This window comes from Sphingomonas jejuensis (genome assembly GCF_011927695.1).
In the GTDB taxonomy this organism is placed as follows: Bacteria; Pseudomonadota; Alphaproteobacteria; order Sphingomonadales; family Sphingomonadaceae; genus Sphingomonas_K; species Sphingomonas_K jejuensis.
Window position 1 is genome coordinate 1,531,066 of the sequence record NZ_JAATJE010000001.1, and the last position, 21,962, is coordinate 1,553,027.

Annotated in this window: 20 protein-coding genes; 7 read left to right on the forward strand and 13 right to left on the reverse strand. The window is 69.3% G+C overall.

Features of this window, described 5'->3' with window-relative positions:
* The first annotated feature begins 36 nt into the window (after positions 1 to 36).
* The gene (locus GGR88_RS07860) at positions 37 to 744 is read left to right on the forward strand and encodes an SDR family NAD(P)-dependent oxidoreductase (RefSeq protein WP_167953980.1); all 708 of its coding nucleotides are present in this window, start codon (positions 37 to 39) and stop codon (positions 742 to 744) included.
* Here GGR88_RS07860 and GGR88_RS07865 read toward each other — a convergent pair whose 3' ends face one another.
* The 3 genes from GGR88_RS07865 to GGR88_RS07875 all read right to left on the reverse strand — a co-directional run bounded on the left by GGR88_RS07865 (position 745) and on the right by GGR88_RS07875 (position 4,852).
* Positions 745 to 2,589, reverse strand: a complete 1,845-nt coding sequence (locus GGR88_RS07865; RefSeq protein WP_167953981.1) for an AsmA family protein — start codon at positions 2,587 to 2,589, stop codon at positions 745 to 747.
* 74 nt (positions 2,590 to 2,663) lie between these two features.
* On the reverse strand, positions 2,664 to 3,740 hold the full coding sequence (folP, locus tag GGR88_RS07870) for a dihydropteroate synthase (RefSeq protein WP_167953982.1): 1,077 nt from the start codon (positions 3,738 to 3,740) through the stop codon (positions 2,664 to 2,666).
* Positions 3,740 to 4,852, reverse strand: coding sequence for a site-specific DNA-methyltransferase (locus GGR88_RS07875; protein ID WP_425338472.1), 1,113 nt, complete (start codon positions 4,850 to 4,852; stop codon positions 3,740 to 3,742). Before GGR88_RS07875 ends, folP begins: the two co-directional genes overlap by 1 nt.
* Before the next feature lie 242 nt (positions 4,853 to 5,094).
* On the opposite strand from GGR88_RS07875, the gene GGR88_RS07880 reads away from it, so the two are divergent.
* Complete coding sequence (locus GGR88_RS07880) at positions 5,095 to 5,871, forward strand: hypothetical protein (protein ID WP_167953983.1); 777 nt, start codon at positions 5,095 to 5,097, stop codon at positions 5,869 to 5,871.
* Between the two features lie 4 nt (positions 5,872 to 5,875).
* Here GGR88_RS07880 and GGR88_RS07885 read toward each other — a convergent pair whose 3' ends face one another.
* The 7 genes from GGR88_RS07885 to GGR88_RS07915 form a co-directional block, all read right to left on the reverse strand.
* Positions 5,876 to 6,478 (reverse strand): ribonuclease HII, encoded by a 603-nt coding sequence (locus GGR88_RS07885; RefSeq protein WP_167953984.1) that lies wholly within the window; start codon positions 6,476 to 6,478, stop codon positions 5,876 to 5,878.
* Positions 6,475 to 7,650: a bifunctional hydroxymethylpyrimidine kinase/phosphomethylpyrimidine kinase gene (gene thiD / locus GGR88_RS07890; protein WP_167953985.1), complete on the reverse strand. Its 1,176-nt coding sequence runs from the start codon at positions 7,648 to 7,650 to the stop codon at positions 6,475 to 6,477. Before thiD ends, GGR88_RS07885 begins: the two co-directional genes overlap by 4 nt.
* A gap of 49 nt (positions 7,651 to 7,699) precedes the next feature.
* Positions 7,700 to 9,031 (reverse strand): phosphoglucosamine mutase, encoded by a 1,332-nt coding sequence (gene glmM, locus GGR88_RS07895; RefSeq protein ID WP_167953986.1) that lies wholly within the window; start codon positions 9,029 to 9,031, stop codon positions 7,700 to 7,702.
* Between the two features lie 108 nt (positions 9,032 to 9,139).
* A complete protein-coding gene (locus tag GGR88_RS07900) occupies positions 9,140 to 10,459 on the reverse strand; it encodes an amidohydrolase family protein (RefSeq protein ID WP_167954438.1) in 1,320 nt (439 codons plus the stop codon).
* 38 nt (positions 10,460 to 10,497) lie between these two features.
* On the reverse strand, positions 10,498 to 11,928 hold the full coding sequence (locus GGR88_RS07905; RefSeq protein ID WP_167953987.1) for an amidohydrolase: 1,431 nt from the start codon (positions 11,926 to 11,928) through the stop codon (positions 10,498 to 10,500).
* Complete coding sequence (locus tag GGR88_RS07910) at positions 11,928 to 13,541, reverse strand: peptide MFS transporter (protein WP_425338473.1); 1,614 nt, start codon at positions 13,539 to 13,541, stop codon at positions 11,928 to 11,930. Before GGR88_RS07910 ends, GGR88_RS07905 begins: the two co-directional genes overlap by 1 nt.
* 101 nt (positions 13,542 to 13,642) lie before the next feature.
* Positions 13,643 to 14,599, reverse strand: a complete 957-nt coding sequence (locus GGR88_RS07915) for a M48 family metallopeptidase (protein ID WP_167953988.1) — start codon at positions 14,597 to 14,599, stop codon at positions 13,643 to 13,645.
* A gap of 48 nt (positions 14,600 to 14,647) precedes the next feature.
* Between GGR88_RS07915 and GGR88_RS07920 the strand changes: the two genes are divergently transcribed.
* From GGR88_RS07920 to GGR88_RS07935, 4 genes are all read left to right on the forward strand, one after another.
* Positions 14,648 to 15,226 carry a nitroreductase family protein gene (locus GGR88_RS07920; protein WP_167953989.1) on the forward strand — a complete coding sequence of 193 codons (579 nt, stop codon included), beginning with the start codon at positions 14,648 to 14,650 and terminating at the stop codon, positions 15,224 to 15,226.
* Positions 15,227 to 15,259: 33 nt separating this feature from the next.
* Positions 15,260 to 15,607: a GntR family transcriptional regulator gene (locus GGR88_RS07925; protein ID WP_167953990.1), complete on the forward strand. Its 348-nt coding sequence runs from the start codon at positions 15,260 to 15,262 to the stop codon at positions 15,605 to 15,607.
* 55 nt (positions 15,608 to 15,662) lie between these two features.
* Positions 15,663 to 16,664 (forward strand): SDR family NAD(P)-dependent oxidoreductase, encoded by a 1,002-nt coding sequence (locus GGR88_RS07930; RefSeq protein ID WP_167953991.1) that lies wholly within the window; start codon positions 15,663 to 15,665, stop codon positions 16,662 to 16,664.
* Positions 16,665 to 16,728: 64 nt separating this feature from the next.
* The gene (locus tag GGR88_RS07935; protein WP_167953992.1) at positions 16,729 to 17,487 is read left to right on the forward strand and encodes a metallophosphoesterase family protein; all 759 of its coding nucleotides are present in this window, start codon (positions 16,729 to 16,731) and stop codon (positions 17,485 to 17,487) included.
* Between the two features lie 16 nt (positions 17,488 to 17,503).
* Here the strand turns inward: GGR88_RS07935 and GGR88_RS07940 are convergent, their stop codons facing one another.
* Positions 17,504 to 19,219, reverse strand: coding sequence for an acyl-CoA dehydrogenase (locus GGR88_RS07940; protein WP_167953993.1), 1,716 nt, complete (start codon positions 19,217 to 19,219; stop codon positions 17,504 to 17,506).
* A gap of 49 nt (positions 19,220 to 19,268) precedes the next feature.
* On the opposite strand from GGR88_RS07940, the gene GGR88_RS07945 reads away from it, so the two are divergent.
* A complete protein-coding gene (locus GGR88_RS07945) occupies positions 19,269 to 20,213 on the forward strand; it encodes an L-threonylcarbamoyladenylate synthase (protein ID WP_167953994.1) in 945 nt (314 codons plus the stop codon).
* Here GGR88_RS07945 and GGR88_RS07950 read toward each other — a convergent pair.
* Both GGR88_RS07950 and galU read right to left on the reverse strand, forming a co-directional pair.
* Positions 20,210 to 21,046, reverse strand: a complete 837-nt coding sequence (locus tag GGR88_RS07950; RefSeq protein WP_342449748.1) for an endonuclease/exonuclease/phosphatase family protein — start codon at positions 21,044 to 21,046, stop codon at positions 20,210 to 20,212. The genes GGR88_RS07945 and GGR88_RS07950 overlap by 4 nt on opposite strands.
* Positions 21,043 to 21,909, reverse strand: coding sequence for a UTP--glucose-1-phosphate uridylyltransferase GalU (gene galU / locus GGR88_RS07955; protein ID WP_167953995.1), 867 nt, complete (start codon positions 21,907 to 21,909; stop codon positions 21,043 to 21,045). Before galU ends, GGR88_RS07950 begins: the two co-directional genes overlap by 4 nt.
* Positions 21,910 to 21,962 lie beyond the last annotated feature (53 nt).

The following is a 21,962-nucleotide window of genomic DNA, read 5'->3' on the forward strand; positions in this document are numbered from 1 at the left end:
CTTGCCCGCTCCGGCGCCGGCTGTCAGGCTGGCGGGATGCGCTTCCAAGGCAAGACCGCCCTCGTCACCGGTGCCGCCTCGGGCATCGGTCTCGCCATCGCCGAGCTATTGAGCGCGGAAGGGGCGGAGACGATCCGCATAGACAAGGCGGACGGGGGCGGCTCCCTGGTGGGCGACGTGACGGACGAGGCGTTCTGGGCGCGGTTCGATCACCCGCCGATTGATCTCGCGGTGATCAACGCGGGCGTATCCGGGTCTGGCATGATCGCGGACCTCGATTTTGCGGAATGGCGTCGCATCCTCTCGGTCAATCTCGATGGCGCCTTTCTCACGCTGCGTCACGCCATGCGCACGATCCGGGACGGCGGGGCGATCGTGCTGGTCGGGTCCGCCGCGGGCGTGAAGGCCGAGCCCGGCATTGCCGCCTACGCCGCCTCGAAGGCCGCCGTGCTCCAGCTAACGCGTGTCGCGGCCAAGGAGGGCGCCTCGCGGCGGATCCGGGTCAATGCCATTGCGCCCGGCGGCGTCCAGACGCCCATCTGGCGCGGCATCCCGTTCTTCGACGACATCGCCCGCCGCGATGGGGAGCAAGCCGCGTTCGACCGGATGGCCAGCTTCGCAACGCCGCTCGGCCGCTACGCCACGGCGGACGAGATCGCCGGACAGATCGCGTTTCTGCTGTCGGATTCGGCCGCCACGATGACGGGCGCGGTGCTGCTCAGCGACGGCGGCTACACGCTCTGATCAACGAAGCGCCCGGCGGATCAGCGCCGCGCAATCGCTGTCGCCGGCGCGGGGCTCCTGTCGCCCGGCGATCGCGTCACCAAGCATCTTGAGCACGCCGCCCACGCTGCGCGCTTCCGGTGGCACCTGGATGTCGGGCTGGCTGATCGTTCCGCCCACACGGACATCGCCGGACAGCCGGAGCAGGCTGCGCTGCTTGGGCGCTCCGCTCAATGACAGCGACAGCCGCTCGTTCGCGAGATTGATGGTGCCATTTGCCCGCGTCACCGCGCGCGATGTGTCGATGACGACTGGATCGGGGCGGGCAGTGCCGCGCTGGACCGACAGGCGCGCGACCATGCACCGCAGCCGCGCCTGGGCGTCCGCATCCGTTGTCAGCCCGCGTCCGACATCCTGACCGAGCAGCGACGCGGTGCGAGCGGGGATGACGCCGTCTTCGGCCATCAGCGCGATGGTCCCGGTGGACCGGCCGATCGCCTGCCGGATGGTGGAGCCCGGCCCCGTCAGCACGAAGCGGCCGCGCAATGACCCGTCGATCTGCGTGGCCGGGAAGAAGTCGAGCAACCGTGCACCGCGCAAACCGAGCGCCAGCGACAGCACCGGCCGGCCGGTGCGCTGATCGACGCTCATCCGGCCTTCGAGCACGCCGCGAGTGAGGCCGAGCCGCACCGGCGCCAGCACCAGCCGGCTCCGGTCCATCTCCGCCACGACGGCCAGCGTCCGGAACGGCGTGGATCCGGGCCACAACAACCTGTCCACGGTCAGCTCGACCCTGCCATCGAGATCGTCGAGCTTGGCGAGATCGATCTTCGTCCCGGGGATGATCCGTTCACCCGCGCGCGCTTCCTCGGCCAGCGCGCGACGCTTGCCTTCGTCGTTTGCGAGGTCGTCGAAGTCGAAGCGGCGCGACCGCAGCGCGCCCTCGATGCGGGTGCGCCCGTCACGCTTGGTGACGGTCGCCTGCCCCGCGATGTCGGACCGGCCGATCGTTCCCGACAATCGCTCGATCCGCCAGTCCGGCGAGGTTCGGCGGACGTCGGCGCTCAGGCGGACGGGCTGCGTCCCTGGCAGGCCGGCCTCGATGAGCGCGTCCAGAAGCTTCAGGTCGCGCCCGTGCGCGGTCATGCGCGCGGTCAGGTGGCCTGCGTCCAGCGGACGGTCCATCCGTCCGGCCAGCGTCATCCCCACCGCCTCGCCCTCGATCTGCACCCGGAACGGCCAGGCAGCCGCCGCCGTCGCCGCCGTGATGGGCGCGCCGCGCGCCATCACCGTCACCGGATTGCCCCGCACATCCCCGCTCCCGGCCAGCGCCAGACCGCGCGCGTCGACGATCAGCTGCCCGGAAAGCGAGCGCCGCTGCTTGTCGTCGCGGTAGGAGAGCACGGCATCCTCAACCCGCAGAGTCTCCAGCGCAGGTCCGCCGCCGTCCGACTCGTTGTTGCCGCCCTGCCCCGTCCAGTTCTCCCGGCCGTCAGCCGCGCGGTACAGGTTGAAGCGGCCACCGGTCAGCTCTACTGCCGCCACACGGACATCGCCGACGAGAAGCGGAATCGCGCGGATCTGCACCTCGGCCTCCTCGACGCGTGCCAGATCGCCTCCCGCGCGCGCCTCCGCCCAGGCCGGCTGGGGCACGCGCACGTCGGCAAAGCGGATGCGCGGCGAAAAGGAGATGAGATCGACCCGCTCCATCGCGCCGATCGTCACCGGCCGGCCGATCTCGTCCGACAGGCTGCGCTCGATCTGCGACCGGAACAGGCCGAACGGAAAGGCCGCCAGCAGCAGAATAAGCACCAGCAGCACGCCGCCGCTGATCACCGCCACCCGGCCCCAACCGGTACGCAGCATCTGCCGCAGCCTCGCTCCGCGGCCGGTTCGATCAATGTTCATCGTCACACAACCCGTGACGCTTGCGAAAGGTTCTACGCCGTGAGCGCCGCATCCCGAAGGCCGCGCCACACGCGGATCGCCTGAACTGTCTCCGGCACGTCATGGACGCGGACGATCTGCGCGCCGCGCGTGATGCCCGCCAGCGCCAGCGCCAGCGATCCACCCAGTCGCCGCTCCACCGGCGCTTCGTTGTCGAGCGCGCCGATCACCCGCTTGCGGCTGGCGCCAAGCACCACCGCGCAGCCGAGCGCCTGAAACAGGGCCAGCCCATTCACGATCGCCAGATTGTCCGACAGGCGCTTACCGAAGCCGATGCCGGGATCGACCAGGATCCGTGCCCGGTCGATACCGGACGCAACGGCCGCATCCACCCGCCGTTCCAGCCAGTCAAAGACGGCGATCAGCGGGTCGCCCTCGATCCGGCCGTCATGAAGCCCGTCGCCCATGTGGTGCATCAGGACGACCGGGCAGCCCGCGCGCGCGACCGTCCCGGCCGATTTCTGTTCGGCAAGTGCCGACACGTCGTTCACCAGCCGCGCGCCGGCGGCCACCGCTGCCTCCATCACCGCGGCCTTGCGCGTGTCGATCGAAACGGCCGTGCCCTGCCGCGCCAGGCGCTCCACCACCGGCACGACGCGCGCGATCTCGTCGCCCTCCCACACGGCCGCGGCGCCCGGCCGCGTGGACTCGCCACCGACATCGACCATTGCCGCACCGGCCGCTGCCATCTCGAAACCGGCCGACGCCGCCGCATCGGGATCGTTCCCGTGCCGCCCACCGTCGGAAAAGCTGTCGGGCGTCATGTTCAGGATGCCCATCACCTGCGGCTGGTCGAGCCGCACGGTGCGCTCGCCCATCTGCAGCGCCGCGCGCGGGGCCGCCAGCCGTCGCCGCTGTTCCTCGACCCGCTCCGCGTCCGGCAGCGCTGCGATAACCGCGTCGATCTCGGCCACCGGCACCAGCTGCCGGATGATCCGATCCCCCTCGACCGCGATCAGCTGATAGGCGGCGTGCCACAAAAGCCCGCCCGCCAGCCGCGCGACCTGCCCGTCGTTGCCGACCGGTGTCTCCACGAAAGCCTCGGGACGCAGATAGTGGCGACGCGTCATCAGGGCTCGGTGGCCAGGATATAAGTCTGCCGCAGGCTGTCGATGGGCGTGAGGCCGGCCGAACCCTCCAAGTGCCAGAAGGTCCAGCCATTGCACGAAGGCGCGCCCTGCAGCTTCGCGCCGACCTGATGGATCGATCCGCTCACATCGTCGGACAGCAAGGATCCATCCGCCCGCACCTCGGCCGACCAGCGCCGCTTGGCGTCCACCAGCCGCGTTCCCGGCACCAGCATGCCCGTTTCCACCAACGTGCCGAAAGCGACCTTGGGCGCCGTGCGCGGGCTCTGCATGGTGCTGGTCGCGCTTTCGTCGAGCGGAAGCGCATCGGCGATACGGCGCTCGGCGACCTTGCAGTAGGCCGGCTCCCGCTCGATCCCGATCCACTGTCGCCCAAGCCGCTTGGCGACCGCGCCGGTGGTGCCGGTGCCGAAGAAGGGGTCGAGCACCACGTCGCCGCGCTTTGTGCAGGCAAGAAGAATGCGGTAGATCAACGCTTCGGGCTTCTGCGTGGGATGCGCCTTCACGCCGCCCGTCTTCACCCGCTCCTGGCCGCCACAGATCGGCAGCACCCAGTCCGAGCGCATCTGCAGCTCGTCGTTGAGGCTCTTCATCGCGCGATAGTTGAAGGTGTAGCGGCTCTTTTCGCCCTTGGCGGCCCAGATCAACGTCTCGTGCGCGTTGGTGAAGCGGGTGCCGCGGAAGTTCGGCATCGGATTGGCCTTGCGCCACACGATGTCGTTCAGGATCCAGTATCCCTGGTCCTGGATCGCCGCGCCGACGCGAAAGATATTGTGGTAGCTGCCGATCACCCAGATCGTGCCGTTCGGCTTCAGGATGCGCCGGGCCTCCGCCAGCCAGGCGCGGGTGAACGCGTCATAGGCGGCAAAACTGTCGAACTTGTCCCAGTGATCGTCGACCGCCGCCACGCGGCCACCCTCCGGCCGGAACAGGTCGCCGCCAAGCTGAAGGTTGTACGGCGGATCGGCGAAGATCATGTCGACGCTTGCGTCCGGCAGGCGCGCCATGGCGGCCACGCAATCGTCGCGAAGAATCTCGCCCAGCGGCAGCGTCGTCACCGCAGGCGCGGCGCGCGTCTTTTCGATGACCCCCAAATTGACCCCCACCCTGTTTCGCGCCCGAGGGTGAGTCACCCCGCCCGATCGGTCAAGGAGTCGATAACGGGAACGAAACGAGGCAGATGTGCGACAATGCTGTCATCATACATCATGTTGAGTCCGCCCGTCAGGTCCAGACTCAACCGGTGGTGGTGTGACGCCGAAGACTCACCCGGGGGCGATTGTTCGGGCAGCGCCGGGCCGATAGGATGGCGCCTCCTCCAAGGGGTCGATGCCTCATGCTTTCATCGCTTCTCCTGCTGATCGCTGCGCCCGCTGCGGCAACCGGCCCCGTCCGCCCCCCAATCACGCTGGCACCGGCGGACATCGAGGTTGCCATATCCGCGCCGCTCCGTGCCGAAACCCTGCGGGGCGTGACGATGCCCGACGTTCCGCGGCGCTTCCGCTTCCAGTGCCTGGTGGATCCCGTGGCCGGGACCCTGGTGCAGTGTCGCGATCTGCCGCCCGACGTCTCGCCCTACCGAACGCTCGATGCGTTTTTCGGCGCGGTCAGGCCGTGGGACGATGCGGCACCGAACTGGCGCCAGGTCGCTCTCGACCGGATCGCCGGCATCCGGCTGAAGAGGGGCACCCCGCTCCTCACCACCCGCGGACCCGGCGCGATCAGCGTGCTGGTGGAGGAAACGATTTCCGCTGACGACGTGGCAGGACCCACGGCCGCATCGGATGCCGTCGCGCTCGCGGCGACGGATCTCGTCTACGACAAGCCGCCGACGGTGGAGCTCATCCGCAGCTTCTACCCGCAGGCAGCGCTCAGGACGGGGACGCGCGCCCGGGTCGTGTCGCGTTGCGTCGTGCAGGATGACAGCCGCCTCTTCTGCCGCGACCCGCATCTTGACCCGCCCGACCAGTATATGACGCCTGCCGAACGCCGCGCGTTCGAACAGGCATCGGTGCAGCTCATTTCCGCCTTCAAGCTGCGGCCGACCGCCGCCGACGGATCGGCGATCGCCGGACGGGCAGTGGATCTCGGCGTCAGCTGGGTCCTGCCCTGAGGGATCAGAAGGGCAGGCTCGCCTGCCGAACGGGGGCAAAGCTTCGACGGTGCAGGGGCGTCGGGCCGAGCCTCTGCAATGCCTCGCGATGTGCAGGACAGCCATAGCCCTTGTTGGACGCCCAACCGTAGCCCGGATGGGCCCGATCATGCTCCACCATCATGCGGTCCCGCGTCACCTTGGCGATGATCGACGCTGCCGCGATCGACCGGCACAGCGCGTCGCCGCCGACGATGGCGGTCGCCGGATAGCTCCAGCGCGGCAGCCGGTTGCCGTCGACCAGCACATGGCCCGGCGCCTCGCCCAGCGCTTCCACCGCGCGCGTCATGGCAAGCATCGTTGCCCAGTAGATGTTCAGCCGGTCGATTTCCTCGACATCGGCGATGCCGACGCCGATCCGCGCCACCTGGCTGAGCTTCTTGAACAGGCTCTCGCGCGCCTCCAGGCAGAGCTTCTTCGAATCGTCGATGCCGCGCGGGCAGCGTCGGCGGTCCAGGATGACCGCGGCGGCCACGACCGGCCCGGCGAGCGGCCCGCGTCCGGCCTCGTCGACACCGGCCACCGGTCCGGGAAAGCCGTTCTCGCGCTTGAAACAGGGTCCGCTCATCGCTCCCGCCATGGCGGGAAGCGCCGCGCCGGTCCAGCGGCGTAGAGGCAGATGGCGTTGCCCGCCGGATCGCGCAGCCGCGCCTCGCGCCAGCCCCAGCGGCGATCGGCCGGGCCGCTCTCGATGCTCACGCCCGCCGCCGCGAGCCGCGCAACGGCGGCGTCGAGGTTGTCGCATTCCAAATAGGTCAGCGCCTGCCCGCCAATCTCATGCGCCGCCTCCAGCGACAGTGTCGTGCCGCTGCCCGCCTCGAACCGGGCGTAGCGGTCGGGCGAATGAACGATGCGGCGCAGGCCCAGCAGCTCGTAGAAGGCGGTCGCCTCCGCCAGCGCCGTTACCGGCAGCGTCACCTGGTTCTGCACGGGCGTATCGCCGGGCAGGTCGAGCCGCACGCGGCCATGCCCCATCGGCCCATGCCCCGCGCCCAGTCCGGGCGCTTCCAGGATCGCGACCCGCACGAACTGGCGCGCGCGCGCGACAGCATCGGCAAGCACGCGTCCTTCGCCAAGCGCCACCGCCACTGCGGTGGCGAGCGTGCAGCCCGTGCCATGCGTGTGGGGGCTATCGATGCGCGGATCGGCAAAGCGCGACGTGGCGCCACCGGCTTCCACCAGGATGTCGGTCACGGTGCCGCCCGGCACATGCCCGCCCTTGGCCAAAACCCCGGTGCCATGGCGCCGCGACAGCTTGCGCGCGGCGCGTTCCAGGGAATAGCCGCTCGACACGTCGTCGCCGGTGAGGACGGACAACTCGGGCGCGTTGGGCGTCACCACGCTGCTTACCGCCATCAGCCGCTCAAGCGCGGCCACCGTGCGGTCGTCGGCCAGCCGGGCACCGCTGGTGGCCACCATGACCGGGTCGAGCACGACCGGAACGCCGGGGATCGGCGCCAGACGGTCGATCACCGCATCCACGATATCGGCACTGCCGATCATTCCGATCTTCACCGCGTCGACGCCGATGTCCGCCACGACGGCGTCGATCTGCGCCACAACGCTGGCGGTGGGCACGGAATGGACGTCGGTCACGCCCAGCGTGTTCTGCGCGGTGATGGCGGTGATCGCGGTCATCGCGTGGCCGCCCAGCATGGTGACCGTCTTGATGTCGGCCTGGATGCCGGCGCCGCCGCCGCTGTCGGACCCGGCGATGACGAGGATGCGGGGAACGCTCATGCTCGCGCCCAAGTGGCGCGGCGACGCGGCCGGCGCAAGCTGCGCCGGGTCAGGCGGCGACCACCGCTGCGCAGACCTGCTCCACCGCGGCGTCGACACGCGCGGCGTCGTCGGCCTCCGCCATCACCCGGATGACCGGTTCGGTTCCCGACGGCCGGATCACCAGGCGCCCGCCGGCAAGCGACGCCTCCGCATCCGCGATCGCCGCCTTGACGCGCTGATCCTCCAGTGGCTGCGCGGCGGTGAAGCGCACGCTCTTCAGCCGCTGCGGCACCGGATCGAAGCGCTTCAGGAGCGCGCTGGCGGGACGATCCGCCTCCACCAGCTCCGCCAGGATCTGGAGCGCGGCGATCAGACCGTCCCCGGTGGTCGCATGATCGGCGAGGATGATGTGGCCGGATTGTTCGCCACCGACATTGAACCCGCCCGTGCGCATCCTTTCCAGCACATGCCGGTCGCCGACCTTGGTGCGCTCCAGCCCGATGCCCTCGCTTGCCAGCACCCGCTCGAGCCCCAGGTTCGACATGACCGTCGCCACCAGCCCGCCGCCGCGCAGCAGTCCGCGCCGGTTGAGCGATGTTGCGATCAGCGCCATCAGTTGGTCGCCGTCGACGACCTGGCCGTGCTCGTCCACCACGATCAGGCGATCGGCATCGCCGTCCAGGGCGATACCGATGTCGGCACCGCTCGCCACCACCGTTTCCTGCAGCAGCGCCGGCGACGTGGATCCGACCCCGTCGTTGATGTTGAGGCCGTTCGGCGACACGCCCAGCGGCACGATGTCGGCCCCCAGCTCCCACAGGGCCTGCGGCGCGACCTGGTAGGCGGCACCATTGGCGCAATCGACGACGATGCGGAGCCCGTCGAGCCGAAGCCGGTCCGGAAAGGTCGACTTGGCCGCATGGATGTAGCGCCCGCGCGCATCCTCAACCCGGCGCACGCGCCCGGTGTGCTCGGCATCGGCGAGGACCGGCGCCTCCTCGATCAGGCCCTCGATCGCGGCCTCGTCCGCGTCCGAAAGCTTGAACCCGTCGGGGCCGAACAGCTTGATGCCGTTGTCGGGGAAAAGATTGTGGCTGGCGGAGATCATCACGCCCAGGTCCGCCCGCATCGACCGGGTCAGCATGCCGATCGCGGGCGTCGGCACGGGGCCGACCAGGATGACGTCCATGCCGACGCTGGCGAACCCGGCGACCAGCGCCGGCTCCATCAAATAGCCCGACAGGCGCGTGTCCTTGCCGATCACGGCGACATGCTTGTGGTCGCCGCGCCGGAAATGGGCGCCGGCCGCCATGCCGACCTTCATCGCCATCTCGGCCGTCATCGCGCCCTGGTTCACCCGGCCGCGGATGCCGTCCGTCCCGAAATATCGCCTGCTCAATCGACGCTCCGATGCTTCACGGTTCCGGACGTTAGCGCCTTGCAATCGGCAGCGAAACGGCCGCTGCCGGTCGCCGGGTGCCCGCGGCCATCCACTCGCCGTTCGCGGTCAACGGGTGGTCGACGGGCTCCGGTCATACGCCTTGGGCAGCGCCGTCTCGGTCGGCGTGGCATAACGATCGCGAAGCCGCGTCTGCCGCGTCTCCAGCGGCTGTGCAACGCCGTCGATCCACACCCGCTCCGGCGCGGAACTCAGCTCCAGCGGATCACCCGACCAGATCACCACGTCGCCGCGCCGCCCGGGGCGCAGCGAGCCGATCTCGTCGCCAAGCCCCATCGCCTCGGCGGGCCCGGAGGTGATCGCCGCCAGCGCTTCGCCCCACTGCAGCCCGGTCGCGCCGGGCACCTTGGTCAAGGCGACCAGGTTGCCGGCATATTGGGCCGACTGCCGCGCCTGGCGGGTGTCGTTGTCGTTGATCATGCCGATCGACACCTGGACGCCCGCGGCCTTCATGCGGCCGATGTTCGACTGGGTTGCCGACAGCGTCTCGAACGCGGCGGGAAGGTCCACCAGCGCGGACGCGATCACCGGCACGCCCGCCGCCGCGATCTGGCGCGCGACCGTCCAGCCTTCGGTGGCACCGACCAGCACCAGCTTCAGCTGCGGAAACTCGGTCTTCAGCGCCAGCGCCTGCAGGATGTCGGCGCCGCGCTCGGCATGGATGACGAGCGGCTGGCGCCCGGTCACCACCGGCACCAGCGCCTCCGCATCCGTGCGCGGGAGGACGGCATCGCGGCTGTCGGCGTCGTAGCCGCCCGGATCGCGCTGGAAGCTCTGCGCCGCCTTCAGCGCGGTGCGGATATAAAGATGCGATGCGGCGCGGCTGCCGCCCGCACGACGCGCACCCGCCTCGCCCAGCTCCACGAACTGGAACGCGCGCGGCCGCGTCACCGCGTTCATGTCGTCGCCCATGTCGATGACGGCACCCTGCCCGGCGAAGATGGCGGCGCCGATCCCCGGCGACACCACGGCGCGGGTCACGCCGCGGTTGCGGCTGATGGCGATCGCGCTGACCCGCGGGTTGAGCGCGGGCACCACGTCCAACGCGGCCGAAAAGGGCGACGTGCGCGCGGCGACGTCGTTGGTCTCGTCGACCGCATCGACCTCCACCAGCCCGAGCCGGCTGAATCCCGCGACGATGCCCGGCGACACCCATTTGCCCGTTGCATCGATCCGCTCCGCCCCTGCGGGCACCGCGACGCCCGCGCCGGCGGCCCTCACGCGGCCGTTCTGGATGACCACCGTGCCGTTCGGGATCGGTGCCGATCCATCGCCCAGCGCCACCGTGCCGCCGGTGATCGCCACCGTCTGCGCATTGGCGGCATAGCCGGTGAAGGCCCCGACAAAGGCACAGCCGATGCCCAGCATCGCGAACAAGGGGGAGCGGCGTCGATCTGCGCGGCGGATCACTTCACATCTCCTTCGCCGGGCTGGCCAAGTTCGAAATCGGTCACCGGTCGGCGCGCAGGATCGTTGGCGTCGAACATCAGCGCGCCGTCGATCCAGACCTTTTCGGGGCGCGTGTAGACGGACAGCGGATTGCCGTTCCACAGCACCACATCGGCCATCTTTCCGGCCTTCAGCGATCCGGTCCACTCATCCACGCCGATGGCGCGTGCCGGGTTGATGGCCAGCCAGGTCCAGGCGACCTCGTCGGCGATCTGGATGCCCATGCGTCGGCCGTCGGCCAGGGCCTTGGCGGCTTCCTGGTTCAGCCGCTGGATGCCGTCGGGGTCGTCCGAATGGACGATGGCGCAGGCACCGGCATTGTGGACCAGCGGGATGTTCTCGTTGATCGCGTCGTAGGACTCCATCTTGAAGCCCCACCAGTCGGACCACATCGCCGAACAGATCTCGTTCTCGCGCAGCAGGTCGGCGATCTTGTAGCTTTCCACCGCGTGGTGGAAGGTCGACACGGTGTAGCCGAACTCCTTGGCCATATCGATCACGATCGCCATCTCGTCGGCGCGGTAGCAATGGTTGTGGATCTGGATGCGGCCGTCCAGCACCTCGCGCAGCGTATCCATGTCGGCTTCGCGGTTGGGCGCGTTGCCCCGGCCGTTCTCCTCCCACGCGTCCCAGCGCCGGTCATATTCCTGCGCGCGCATCCACATCTGCCGGTTGACGGCGATGTTGCCCATGCGGGTCGACGGTGCCCGGTTGCGCTCGCCATAGACGCGCTTCGGGTTCTCGCCGCAGGCCATCTTCAGGCCATAGGGCGCGCCGGGAAACTTCATCTGCTGCATGGTGCGGCCGGGCACGTTCTTGACGGTGACGGAGCGCCCGCCCGTCAGGTTGGCAGAGCCGGGCAGGATCTGCAGCGTCGTCACGCCGCCATTGGCGAGCGCGCGGGTGAAGCCGGGGTCCTGCGGCCATACGCTGTGTTCCGCCCACACCTCAGGCGTCGCGGGGTCGGTCGCCTCGTTGCCGTCGGACAGCGCATCGACGCCGGGGCTCGGATAGTCGCCCAGGTGGCTGTGCACGTCGATGATGCCGGGCGTCACCCACTTGCCGGTGCCGTCGATCACGGTCGCGCCCGCGGGCTGCTCCACCGTCTGGCCGACCGCGACGATCTTGCCGTCCGCCATCAGGATCTGGCCGCCGTCGATCCGACCGCCTTCGCCGTCGAAGATCGTCACGTTGGTGACGACGGTCGCTACCGACGGATAGGCGCGATAGGTCGACGGATAGGGGTCGCGGTTGGCGATCCGGTCCTCACGCGTGGTCGCCGGGCGGCTTCCCGCCGACGACGCGCTCTCTTCCGCGCCCGCCGTGGAGGCACAGCCCGCCAGCGCCAGCAGCATCGCGCCGCCGGCCAACAATCCCTGCTTGGTCATCAGTCGCGCCCCGCCTTCAGCTCGTTATTCCTGACGATTCCGGCGGCCTTCGGCTCGCCGATCTCCGCCTCGCCTGCCAGCGCATGGTCCGGATCGTCCTCCAGCGTCTCCAGATGCATCCAGCGGCGGACGATCGGCGACAGCAGCAGGACGACCACGGCGATGCCGACCGTCCACCAGCCGATGGTGTTGTAGATCGACAGCGTCGCTTCCTTCGTCATCTCGCCCGACTCGCCGCCGGTCGCCTCGCCGATCTTGCCGGCGACGAACTGGCCGACCGCGGTCATGTAGAACCACGCGCCCATGATGAGGCTGGCAAGCTGCGTCGGTGCCAGCCGGTTCATGGCGCTGAGGCCGACCGGCGACAGGCAGAGCTCACCCGTGGTCTGGAAGAAGTAGATCAGGAACACGAACAGCACCGGCGTCGCGACTTCCGGACCCACCGTGTTCGCGCCCCACACGAACAACAGGAAGGAAAAGCCGACCTGCGCCAGCGCCAGCCCGAACTTTGCCGGCGCCGATGGCTCCAGCCCGCGCTTGCCGAGCCACACCCACAGTCCAGCGAACACCGGCCCCAGGAGCACGATGTAGATCGGGTTGATCGACTGGAACAGCGACGCCGGCACCCCGCCGCGATCGACGAAGCGGTCGGTGTAGAGATTGAGCGACCCGCCCGCCTGCTCGAACAGGCCCCAGAACACCGGGTTCAGCGCGATCAGGAAAAGGATCGCCCAGATGCGCTGACGCGGCTCGCGCTCAAGCTTCATCGACGACCACAGCACATAGCCGAGCAGCACGATGCCCGAGACCCACAGCAGCCCTTCGATCACGTCGCGATACTGAATGAGCACCCAGACGAGCGCGATGGACGCGATGCCAAGGCCGTAGAGCGTCCACTCCGTCCGCTTGGCGAGCGGGCGCGGCGGCTCCCCCTTGCCGAGCAGCAGGGGCTTGCCGAGGATGAACACGATGAGGCCCAGGAGCATGCCGATGCCCGCGGCGCCGAACCCGTAGGCCCAGCCATATGTCTGCCCCAGCCAGCCGGCGAGGATCGTGCCGATTGCGGCACCCACGTTGATGCCCACATAGAAGATCGTATAGGCGCCGTCCCGCCGGACGTCCGTCTTCGGGTAGAGCTGCCCCACGATCACGGAGATGTTGGCCTTCAGAAAGCCCGATCCCACGATGATGAAGGCAAGCGCCGCCCAGAAGACATTGATCGCCGCGCCGTCCGTTCCGCCGTCGCCTTCCACCGCCATCAGCAGGTGACCGGCCGTCAGCAGCACCGCGCCGAACAGCACCGCCTTGCGATTGCCCAGATACTTGTCCGCCAGATACCCGCCGAGCACCGGCGTGATGTACACCAGGCTGGCATAGGCGCCGTAGATGAGGTTGCTTTCGCCGTCCGAGAACAGCCAGTGCTGCGTCAGGTAGAAGATCAGCAGTGCCCGCATGCCGTAGTAGGAGAAACGCTCCCACATCTCGGCGAAGAACAGGACGTAGAGGCCTTTCGGATGGCCGGCGAATTCCGGGCTCTTGCTGGCGGCGACGGCGGCGCCGCCGATCAGCAGCAGGATCAGGAAAGCGAGTGCGATTGCGGGAATGATGTCCAAGTCCGGCCCCTAACGGTCGCCTTGTCGCGGGCAACGGGCCCGCGCGGCGTTTGAATGGGGGCGGAGACTAGCGGCGAAATCCGCCCTGCCAACCCGCTTCGTTAATGAGCGACGATCGCGGGCTCCGGCGTCGGCTCCCGCCCGGCGGCGACCTGGGCGCGGATACGCGCGATCTCCTCCTCCGCTGCCGCCACCCGCGCGCGGCGGCCGCTATGGGTCCGGTCGGAGAAGATGCCGGCACCCGTGCGTCTGACATAGCGGTCCCAGAACGCCGGCGCCGCGCCGATGTCGTAGCCCGCCCGCGCCATCAGGTAGAGCGCCAACCGGTCGGCCTCGTCCTCCGTCGCCCGGATGCGCCCGGGATTGCTGCCGAACGCCGACAGCATGCCACGCGCCACGCCTTGCGCATCCAGCCGCTCCCGGTGGCGCAGGATGTTGTGCGACAACTCGTGCGCCAGGATCAGTGCCAGCTCGTCGTCATTGGCCGCGAATGCGACCAGCCCGGTCGTCACCGTGACATAATGGCCGTTCGCCCCGGCGTTCAGCCGATCGCCGATTCGCACCTGGAACCGCGTGCGGCATCCCGGTACGCCGCGCAGCGACACCGTGCGCCGCTCGTCCCCCGCCATGCTTTCCAGCGTCGCGGTGCCATCCGCGAGGGCCGCGGCGATCTGCTGCTCCGCCGCCGCGACCGGGGCAAAGCTCGCCGGTCCCGCATCGCCCGCCACGAAGGGCGCGCCATCGACCGAGAACAGCGGGTCGCCTGCTGCAAGGCCCGCCGCCTCCGCCGTGCTGCCCGGGACGACGGCCAGCACGGCAAAGGCCGCCGCAGCCGGGAATCGCTCAACCATCTGCGGCCGATCCGCCGGCGCATATTGCGCCAATCCGTGGATCAGCAGGCCCGTCACCATGTCCCGATCGCTGCACAGCTTAACCCCGGCCGTCTGCAACCGATATCCGATCGCGGCCACCCGGCGGTCGGCGTCGTCCAGCTCCGCCTGCGTCGGGGCAAGCGCGAGGAGGAAGGGCAGGAAAAGCAAGGCGGCAAGGCGGCGCATGGCCGATGGCGCTACCTCCCCCTCGTCCGAATTGCTACGGGCACGCCCATGTTCAACGACCGCACCTCCGCCACCACGCTGATGGCGTCGCGCCGTTCGGGCAAGCCGCGCGACATGGTCGCACCCGGCCCCGACGACACCCAGCTGGCCCGCATCCTGGCCGCCGCCACGCGCGTTCCCGACCATGGCAAGCTGGCCCCCTGGCGCTTCCTTGTCGTTCCGCAAACCGCCCGCGATGCGCTCGGTGAGCGGCTGGCCGCATGCCTGCGCGCGGATCGCCCCGACGTTCACGCCGCCGAGCTCGACGCTGCACGCGACTTCGCCCGGCAGGCGCCGGCGCTGGTTGTGGCGCTGTTCAGTCCGCGCGACTCCGCCAAGATCCCGGCCTGGGAGCAGGAGCTGTCGGCCGGCGCCGCGTGCATGGCGCTGCTGGTCGCGGCGCACGCCGAGGGGTTCGTCGGCAGCTGGCTGACGACATGGGCCGCCTATAGCGAGCGGGTGCGGGACCTGTTCGGCCAGGCGCCGGAACGGATTGCCGGCTTCATGTTCATCGGCTCGCCCGCACGCGAGCTCAGCGAACGGCCGCGCCCCGACCCTGCGCAGGTGATCGGCGTCTGGCAGCCTTGACGTTGCTTGCTGTGTTACGCCACTAAGGCACCTGTGACCGGATCCGACCAGCCCGTCTATCTTCAGCTGCGCGACCGCATCGCCGCCCTGATCATGGACGGCAGCCATCCGGACGGGTCCATGCTTCCGTCGGTGCGCGCATTTGCCGCCGACAATGGCGCCAATCCGCTCACGGTCGCGAAGGCGTATCAGCTGTTCCAGGACGAAGGCTTCGTCGTGGTCCGCCGCGGTGTCGGCATGTTCGTCGCCGATGGCGCAACCGAACGGCTGAAGCTGACGGAGCGGGACCGCTTCTTGAGCGACTATTGGCCCCGCATCCGCGCGATCATAGACCGGCTGGGCCTCGACGCCCGCGCGCTGCTGGACGCGGAACGCGCCTGATCGGCGTTAACGCCCCCTTGCCTTCGCTGCCGAAGTCCGCGACAGCCGCGGCTCCATGACCATCCTGGTGACAGGCGTCGCCGGTTTCATCGGCCATGCCGTCGCTCGCGCGCTTCTTGCCCGCGGCGACCGCGTGATCGGGATCGACGACCTCAACCCCTATTATGATCCCGCGCTGAAGCGCGCCCGCCTGGACGATCTCGGCGGGCGCGGCGACTTCACCTTTGTCGAGGCGGACATAGCCGACGCGGATGCGCTGTCGCGCGCGACCGACGGGACCGCCATCGACCGGATCGTGCACCTGGCCGCGCAGGCCGGGGTACGCCACTCCATCGACAATCCGCACGCCTATGTCCGCGCCAACATGGTCGGCCATCTGAACGTCCTGGAGCTGGCCCGCACCCGCCGCGTCGGGCACCTCGTTTATGCCTCCTCCTCGTCCGTTTACGGCGACTCGGCGGCCTTTCCGCTGTCGGTCGAGCAGCGGACGGATCATCCTATCTCGCTCTACGCCGCCACCAAGCGGGCGGACGAGCTGATGAGCGACAGCTACGCCCATCTCTACCGCCTGCCGCAGACGGGCCTGCGCTTCTTCACCGTCTACGGTCCATGGGGCCGTCCCGACATGGCCGTGTGGCTGTTCACCAGCGCGGTCCTCGATGGCCGCGCCATCCGCCTTCATGCCGGCGGCGACATGCGCCGAGACTTCACCTTCATCGACGATATCGTCGCCGGCGTGCTGGCCGCGCTCGACCGCCCGCCCGCCGACGACGGCCGGCCGAAGCCCGGCGGTGCCGTGGCGCCCCATGCGATCTACAATCTCGGCGGCGACCGGCCCGAAGGCGTCGATCGTCTCGTCCGGTTGATCGAGGACGCATGCGGCCGCGCAGCCATGATCGAGGCGTCACCCATGCAGCCGGGCGACGTGCGGCAGACGGCCGCCGACATCACGGCTTCCAGGCGCGACCTCGGCTTTTCTCCGGCAACGCCGCTGGACGTCGGCATTCCCCGCTTCGTGGACTGGTTCCGCCACTATCGCGCGGGTGCGGGATCATGAACCCTGCCGAAGCGCGCCGGGACGGCTATAGGGTTGCCATGCTTATGTCTTTTCCGATCATGCCATGGTTCTGAAGCGCCTGTTCAGCGGCCGTGGCGCCGCACCCGCCACGCCCGCACGCTGCGTTCCCGATGGGGTCCGCGTCTATGCCGTGGGCGACATCCACGGCCGGCTCGACCTCCTGGATGCGCTGTTGGCGATGATCGATGCCGATGCGGCCGGAAGCGGTGCGCGGATCGAGCTCGTCTTCCTCGGCGACCTTGTCGACCGCGGTCCGGACTCCGCCGGCGTGGTCGAACGGCTCCGGCTGCTCGCCGCCGAGCGGCCGATCCGCGTCCTGACCGGCAACCATGAGGAAATCTTCCTGAAGGCGCTCGGCGGCGATCGCGAGGCGTTGCGCTTCTTCACCCGCATCGGCGGCCGCGAGACGATCCTGTCCTACGGCGTGTCGAAACAGCAATATGATAGCACGGGCTATGACGAGCTGTTCGAGCTGATGTCCACTTCCGTGCCGGTAGCGCATGTCGACTTCATGCGCGGGTTCGAGGATCAGGTGCAGGTTGGCGACTATCTGTTCGTTCATGCCGGCATCCGTCCCGGCGTGCCGCTGGAGGACCAGACGCTCGCCGACCTGCGCTGGATCCGGCGAACCTTCCTGGACGATGCGACCGACCACGGCCCGCTCGTCATCCACGGCCACAGCATCACCGACGAGGTGGATGAGCGGCCGAACCGCATCGGGATCGACACGGGCGCCTTCGCCTCCGGCCGCCTCACCGCGATCGCGCTGGAAGGCACGGATCGCTGGTACCTGAACACCTGATCGGGTGTGGCGGCGCTCAGGCCGCCAACACCTCCGCATCGACGGCGTAGAGGCCGGCGGCTCCGGCGGTCGCTGCCGCCAGCAGCCCTTCCGCCTCCGGAACGATCCGCTCCAGGAAGAAGCGCACCGCGACCCGCTTCATGGCCAGGAAGGCAGGATCGCCCTCCGCGGCCTCGACGGCCTTGCCCTGCCGCGCCATCAGCCAGCCCGCGGTCAGCACCGACAGCATGGTGAGGAACGGGTAGCTGCCGGCCAGCCGGTCGTCCGCATCGGCCTCGTTCCCGGTCAGGTAGCGGGCGGCGACATCGACCCGCTCGGACAGCGCGGCCAGCTCCGGCACGCCCTCCGCACGGATATCGTCGAGCAGCCGGCGGAACACGTCCCCGCCGTTCATCGACATCTTGCGCCCGATCAGGTCTGCCGCCTGGATCCCGTTGGTGCCCTCGTAGATCGGGGCGATCCGCGCGTCGCGGTAATGCTGGGCGGCGCCGGTTTCCTCGACGAAGCCCATGCCGCCATGCACCTGCACCCCGATGGAGGCGACCTCGCAGCCGACATCCGTCCCCCACGCCTTCGCCAGCGGCACCAGCAGTTCGGCGCGGGCGCGGGCATGCGCGTCGCCCAGCGTCGCGCGGTCAAGCTGCCCCGCAGCATAGTAGACCAGCGCGCGCGCACCCTGCGTCAGCGCCTTCATCCGGATCAGCATGCGCCGCACATCCGGATGCTCGACGATCGCCACCGGCTTGCCCGCACGGGCCGACTGCACCCGGCCCCGGGCATAATCGACCGCCGCCTGCGTCGCGCGCTCGGCGATCTGGACGCCCTGCAGGCCGACGTTCAGCCGCGCATGGTTCATCATCGTGAACATGGCGCGCATTCCGCCGCCTTCCTCGCCGATCAGCCAGCCATGGCACTCGCCGCCCTCCCCGAACCCCATCACGCATGTGGGCGAGGCATGGATGCCCAGCTTGTGTTCGATGGAAAGGCACGCGACGCCGTTGCGCTCGGCGGGCTCGCCGGCATCGTTCAGGCGGAACTTCGGCACCAGGAACAGGGAGATGCCCTTGGTTCCGGCCGGCGCGTCGGGCGTGCGGGCGAGCACGAGGTGGACGATGTTGTCCGCCAGATCATGTTCGCCATAGGTGATGAAGATCTTGGTGCCGGAAATGCGCCAGCTTCCGTCGCCCGCAGGGGTGGCGGTGGTGCGCAGCGCGCCCACGTCCGATCCCGCCTGCGGCTCGGTCAGGTTCATGGTGCCCGTCCACTCGCCGGTCACCAGCCGCGGCAGCCAGGCCGCATGCTGCTCCGCGCTGCCATGATGCACGATGGCCTCGATGGCGCCAGCGTTCAGCATGTTAACGAGCGAGAAGCCCATGTTTGCCGTGCCCAGATCCTCCATCACGACCGTCGCTAGCGAGAATGGCAGGCCCTGCCCGCCATGCTCCGCAGGGGCGGCAAGCGTGCTCCACCCCCCTTCCACAAACGCATCATAGGCCGCCTTGAAGCCATCGGGCATGGTCACCCCATCGGGGGTCCATTTTGCGCCCACGGTGTCGCCGACCCGGTTCAAGGGCGCATATTCGCCTGATGCCAGCGCGCCTGCCCCTTCCAGGATCGCGTCCACCATGTCGGGGGTCGCGGCCTCGAACCGCTCCGCCTTGGACAGGTCGGCGATATCCACGACATGGTCCAGCACGAAACGCTGCTCGGTGATCGGCGGCGAATAGCTCATCTGTTCCTCTCGGCTTGGCTCTTTTCGGCCCCCGTTATACGCCCGCCGGATGATCTCCCAAGAGCCTGTCGTCCGCCGCTACGGCGAGGCCGCCATTGCCGAGGCCGCAGCGCTCGTGCTGGCAGGCAAGCCGGTGGGAATCGCGACGGAGACGGTCTACGGCCTCGCCGCCGACGCGACCAACGGCGTCGCTGTCGCATCGATCTACGCCGCCAAAGGGCGACCCTCCTTTAACCCGCTGATCGTGCATGTGCCGGATGCCGAGACTGCCGCACGCATCGCGCGGTTCGACGATCGCGCCCGCCTGCTTGCCGCACGGTTCTGGCCGGGCCCGCTGACAATGGTGCTGCCCCTTCTGGCGGAGGCGGGCATCTCCACGCTGGCGACCGCCGGGCTGCCGACCGTCGCTCTTCGCATGCCAGCACATCCGGCCATCCGCGCATTGCTGTCTGCTGCAGGACGACCGCTTGCCGCCCCGTCCGCCAACGCCAGCGGCGGCATCAGCGCGACCACTGCGGGGCATGTCGCGCACAGCCTTGCCGGCCGCATCCCGCTGGTGATCGACAGCGGCGCCACGCCGGTGGGGCTCGAATCGACCATCGTCGCGCTGGACGCGCATGGCTGGCGGCTGCTCCGTCCGGGCCCGATCACGCGCGATGCGCTCGCCGCCCTGCTGGGTCCAGCGTCGCAGAACGAGAATGCCGGGATCGAGGCGCCCGGACAGCTCGCCAGCCACTATGCCCCTGCCAAGCCGCTGCGCCTGAACGCCGTGACGGCTGATACGGACGAATGGCTGATCGGCTTCGGCACAGTCTCCGGCCACGCCACGCTCTCGGCTGCCGGTAACCTTCAGGAGGCCGCTGCCACCTTGTTCGGGTGCCTGCACGAGGCCGACGCGTCCGGGCTCGGCAGCATCGCCGTCGCCCCCGTCCCGGACCTCGGGCTCGGCGAGGCGATCAACGATCGCCTGCGCCGCGCCGCCGCGCCGCGCTAGTTCTGGAAGCTTAGGTCTGCCAGCACCGGCCAGTGGTCGGAAGGAAACACTGCCCCCTCGCGCCGGGCGATCGTCCGCACCTCGCCGACCCGGAAGCCGTGCGTCAGCACCCAGTCGATCCGCCGGTCGCCCGCGCCGCTGAAGCCGTTGAACGTGCCGTCCGGGCCGGATCGTCGGGCGGCTGCGCGCCACCCATCGGACAGCCCGGTCGTCAGGATGCGATATGTCGGGCTGTCCGGCACATCGTTGAAGTCGCCCGTCAGCACGACCGGGAGCCCGTCGGAGAGCTGCGCGATTCGGTCGGCAAGCAATCGCGCAGCCTTCGCCCGCGCCGCGCCATCCTCCGCACGGTAGGGGAAGTGCGTGTTGAAGACGATGAAGCGCCGCCCATCGCTCGGGCGTGAGAACTCGCCCCACGTCACCATGCGCGGATAAAGGTTGCCCCAGCTTATGCTGCCGGGAACCTCCGGCGTGTCGGACAGCCAGAACTCGCCCCAGCGTATCAGCGTCAGCCGGTCGCGTCGCCAGAACAGGCCCATATGCTCATCGTCGCGCCCGCCACGCCGGCCGGCACCGACCCAGGAATAGGCCGGCAGCGCGTCGACGATGTCGCGACCCTGTTCGCGGAACATCTCCTGCATGCCGATCACATCGGGATCGGCGTCGGCGATCGTCCGGACGGCGAGGGCGCGGCGCAGCGGCCAACGGTTGGCGCCGTCATCCGGCGACGGATAGCGGATGTTGAAGCTCATCACCCGCAGCGGGCCGCGCGCCTCCGCCGCCGCGCCCCACAGGAGCGCCGCGACGAGCAGAACGACCTTTGCGAGGTTCACGCCTTCAGCAGATCGCCTGCGAATGCGCGCACCGCCGGCCCGACATCCTCCCGCTCGACCGCGATGGCCAGGTTGGCGTTGATGAAGCCGGCCTTGTCGCCGCAGTCGTAGCGGACGCCCTCGAAGGTGACGCCGTGGAAGGGCTGGTTGCCGATCATCTGCGCCATCGCATCGGTCAGCTGGATCTCTCCGCCCGCACCCTTTTCCTGCCGCTCCAGCACCTGCATCACCTCCGGCTGCAGGATGTAGCGGCCGATCACCGCGAGGTTCGACGGCGACGTTCCGGGCTTCGGCTTTTCAACAAGGCCCCTCACCTCCGTCACCGCGCCGTCGCGCGCGCCCGGCGTGATCACGCCGTACATGTGCGTCTTGTCGTCGGCGACTTCCTGCGCGCAGATGAGGTTGCCCCCGGTGCGCTGATAGGCGTCGACCATCTGCTTCAGGCAGCCCGGGCGGCCGACCATGAAATCATCGGCCAGCAGCACGGCAAAGGGCTCGTCTCCGACGATGTCGCGCGCGCACCAGACGGCATGGCCCAGGCCCATCGGCTCCTGCTGCCGCACATAGGCGACACGGCCCGGCTTCAGCCGCGTCGAATCGAGGATCTCCAGCGACTTGCCGCGTCCCGACATCGTGGCCTCGAGCTCGTAGGCAATGTCGAAATGATCCTCGATCGCCGACTTCCCGCGCCCGGTGACGAAGATCATCTGCTCGATGCCGGCCTCGATCGCCTCGTCCACGGCCCACTGGATCAGCGGACGATCGACGATCGGAAGCATCTCCTTCGGCATCGCCTTGGTGGCGGGAAGGAAGCGGGTGCCAAGGCCTCCCACCGGAAACACGGCCTTGCGAAGCGGCTTCATGCAGATGATCCCCTGTTCTTGCGTGTCGCCCCGCCCCTATTCGCCGCGGCGCG

What these genes read in the sequence shown, in the direction of transcription:
- GGR88_RS07860 (WP_167953980.1), top strand. Translation starts at nt 37, where the DNA reads ATGCGCTTCCAAGGCAAGACCGCCCTCGTCACCGGTGCCGCCTCGGGC.
- GGR88_RS07865 (WP_167953981.1), bottom strand. Translation starts at nt 2,589, where the DNA reads ATGCTGCGTACCGGTTGGGGCCGGGTGGCGGTGATCAGCGGCGGCGTG.
- folP (WP_167953982.1), bottom strand. Translation starts at nt 3,740, where the DNA reads ATGACGCGTCGCCACTATCTGCGTCCCGAGGCTTTCGTGGAGACACCG.
- GGR88_RS07880 (WP_167953983.1), top strand. Translation starts at nt 5,095, where the DNA reads ATGCTTTCATCGCTTCTCCTGCTGATCGCTGCGCCCGCTGCGGCAACC.
- GGR88_RS07885 (WP_167953984.1), bottom strand. Translation starts at nt 6,478, where the DNA reads ATGAGCGGACCCTGTTTCAAGCGCGAGAACGGCTTTCCCGGACCGGTG.
- thiD (WP_167953985.1), bottom strand. Translation starts at nt 7,650, where the DNA reads ATGAGCGTTCCCCGCATCCTCGTCATCGCCGGGTCCGACAGCGGCGGC.
- GGR88_RS07900 (WP_167954438.1), bottom strand. Translation starts at nt 10,459, where the DNA reads ATGCTGGGCATCGGCTGTGCCTTTGTCGGGGCCTTCACCGGCTATGCC.
- GGR88_RS07905 (WP_167953987.1), bottom strand. Translation starts at nt 11,928, where the DNA reads ATGACCAAGCAGGGATTGTTGGCCGGCGGCGCGATGCTGCTGGCGCTG.
- GGR88_RS07915 (WP_167953988.1), bottom strand. Translation starts at nt 14,599, where the DNA reads ATGCGCCGCCTTGCCGCCTTGCTTTTCCTGCCCTTCCTCCTCGCGCTT.
- GGR88_RS07920 (WP_167953989.1), top strand. Translation starts at nt 14,648, where the DNA reads ATGTTCAACGACCGCACCTCCGCCACCACGCTGATGGCGTCGCGCCGT.
- GGR88_RS07930 (WP_167953991.1), top strand. Translation starts at nt 15,663, where the DNA reads ATGACCATCCTGGTGACAGGCGTCGCCGGTTTCATCGGCCATGCCGTC.
- GGR88_RS07935 (WP_167953992.1), top strand. Translation starts at nt 16,729, where the DNA reads ATGGTTCTGAAGCGCCTGTTCAGCGGCCGTGGCGCCGCACCCGCCACG.
- GGR88_RS07940 (WP_167953993.1), bottom strand. Translation starts at nt 19,219, where the DNA reads ATGAGCTATTCGCCGCCGATCACCGAGCAGCGTTTCGTGCTGGACCAT.
- GGR88_RS07945 (WP_167953994.1), top strand. Translation starts at nt 19,269, where the DNA reads ATGATCTCCCAAGAGCCTGTCGTCCGCCGCTACGGCGAGGCCGCCATT.
- galU (WP_167953995.1), bottom strand. Translation starts at nt 21,909, where the DNA reads ATGAAGCCGCTTCGCAAGGCCGTGTTTCCGGTGGGAGGCCTTGGCACC.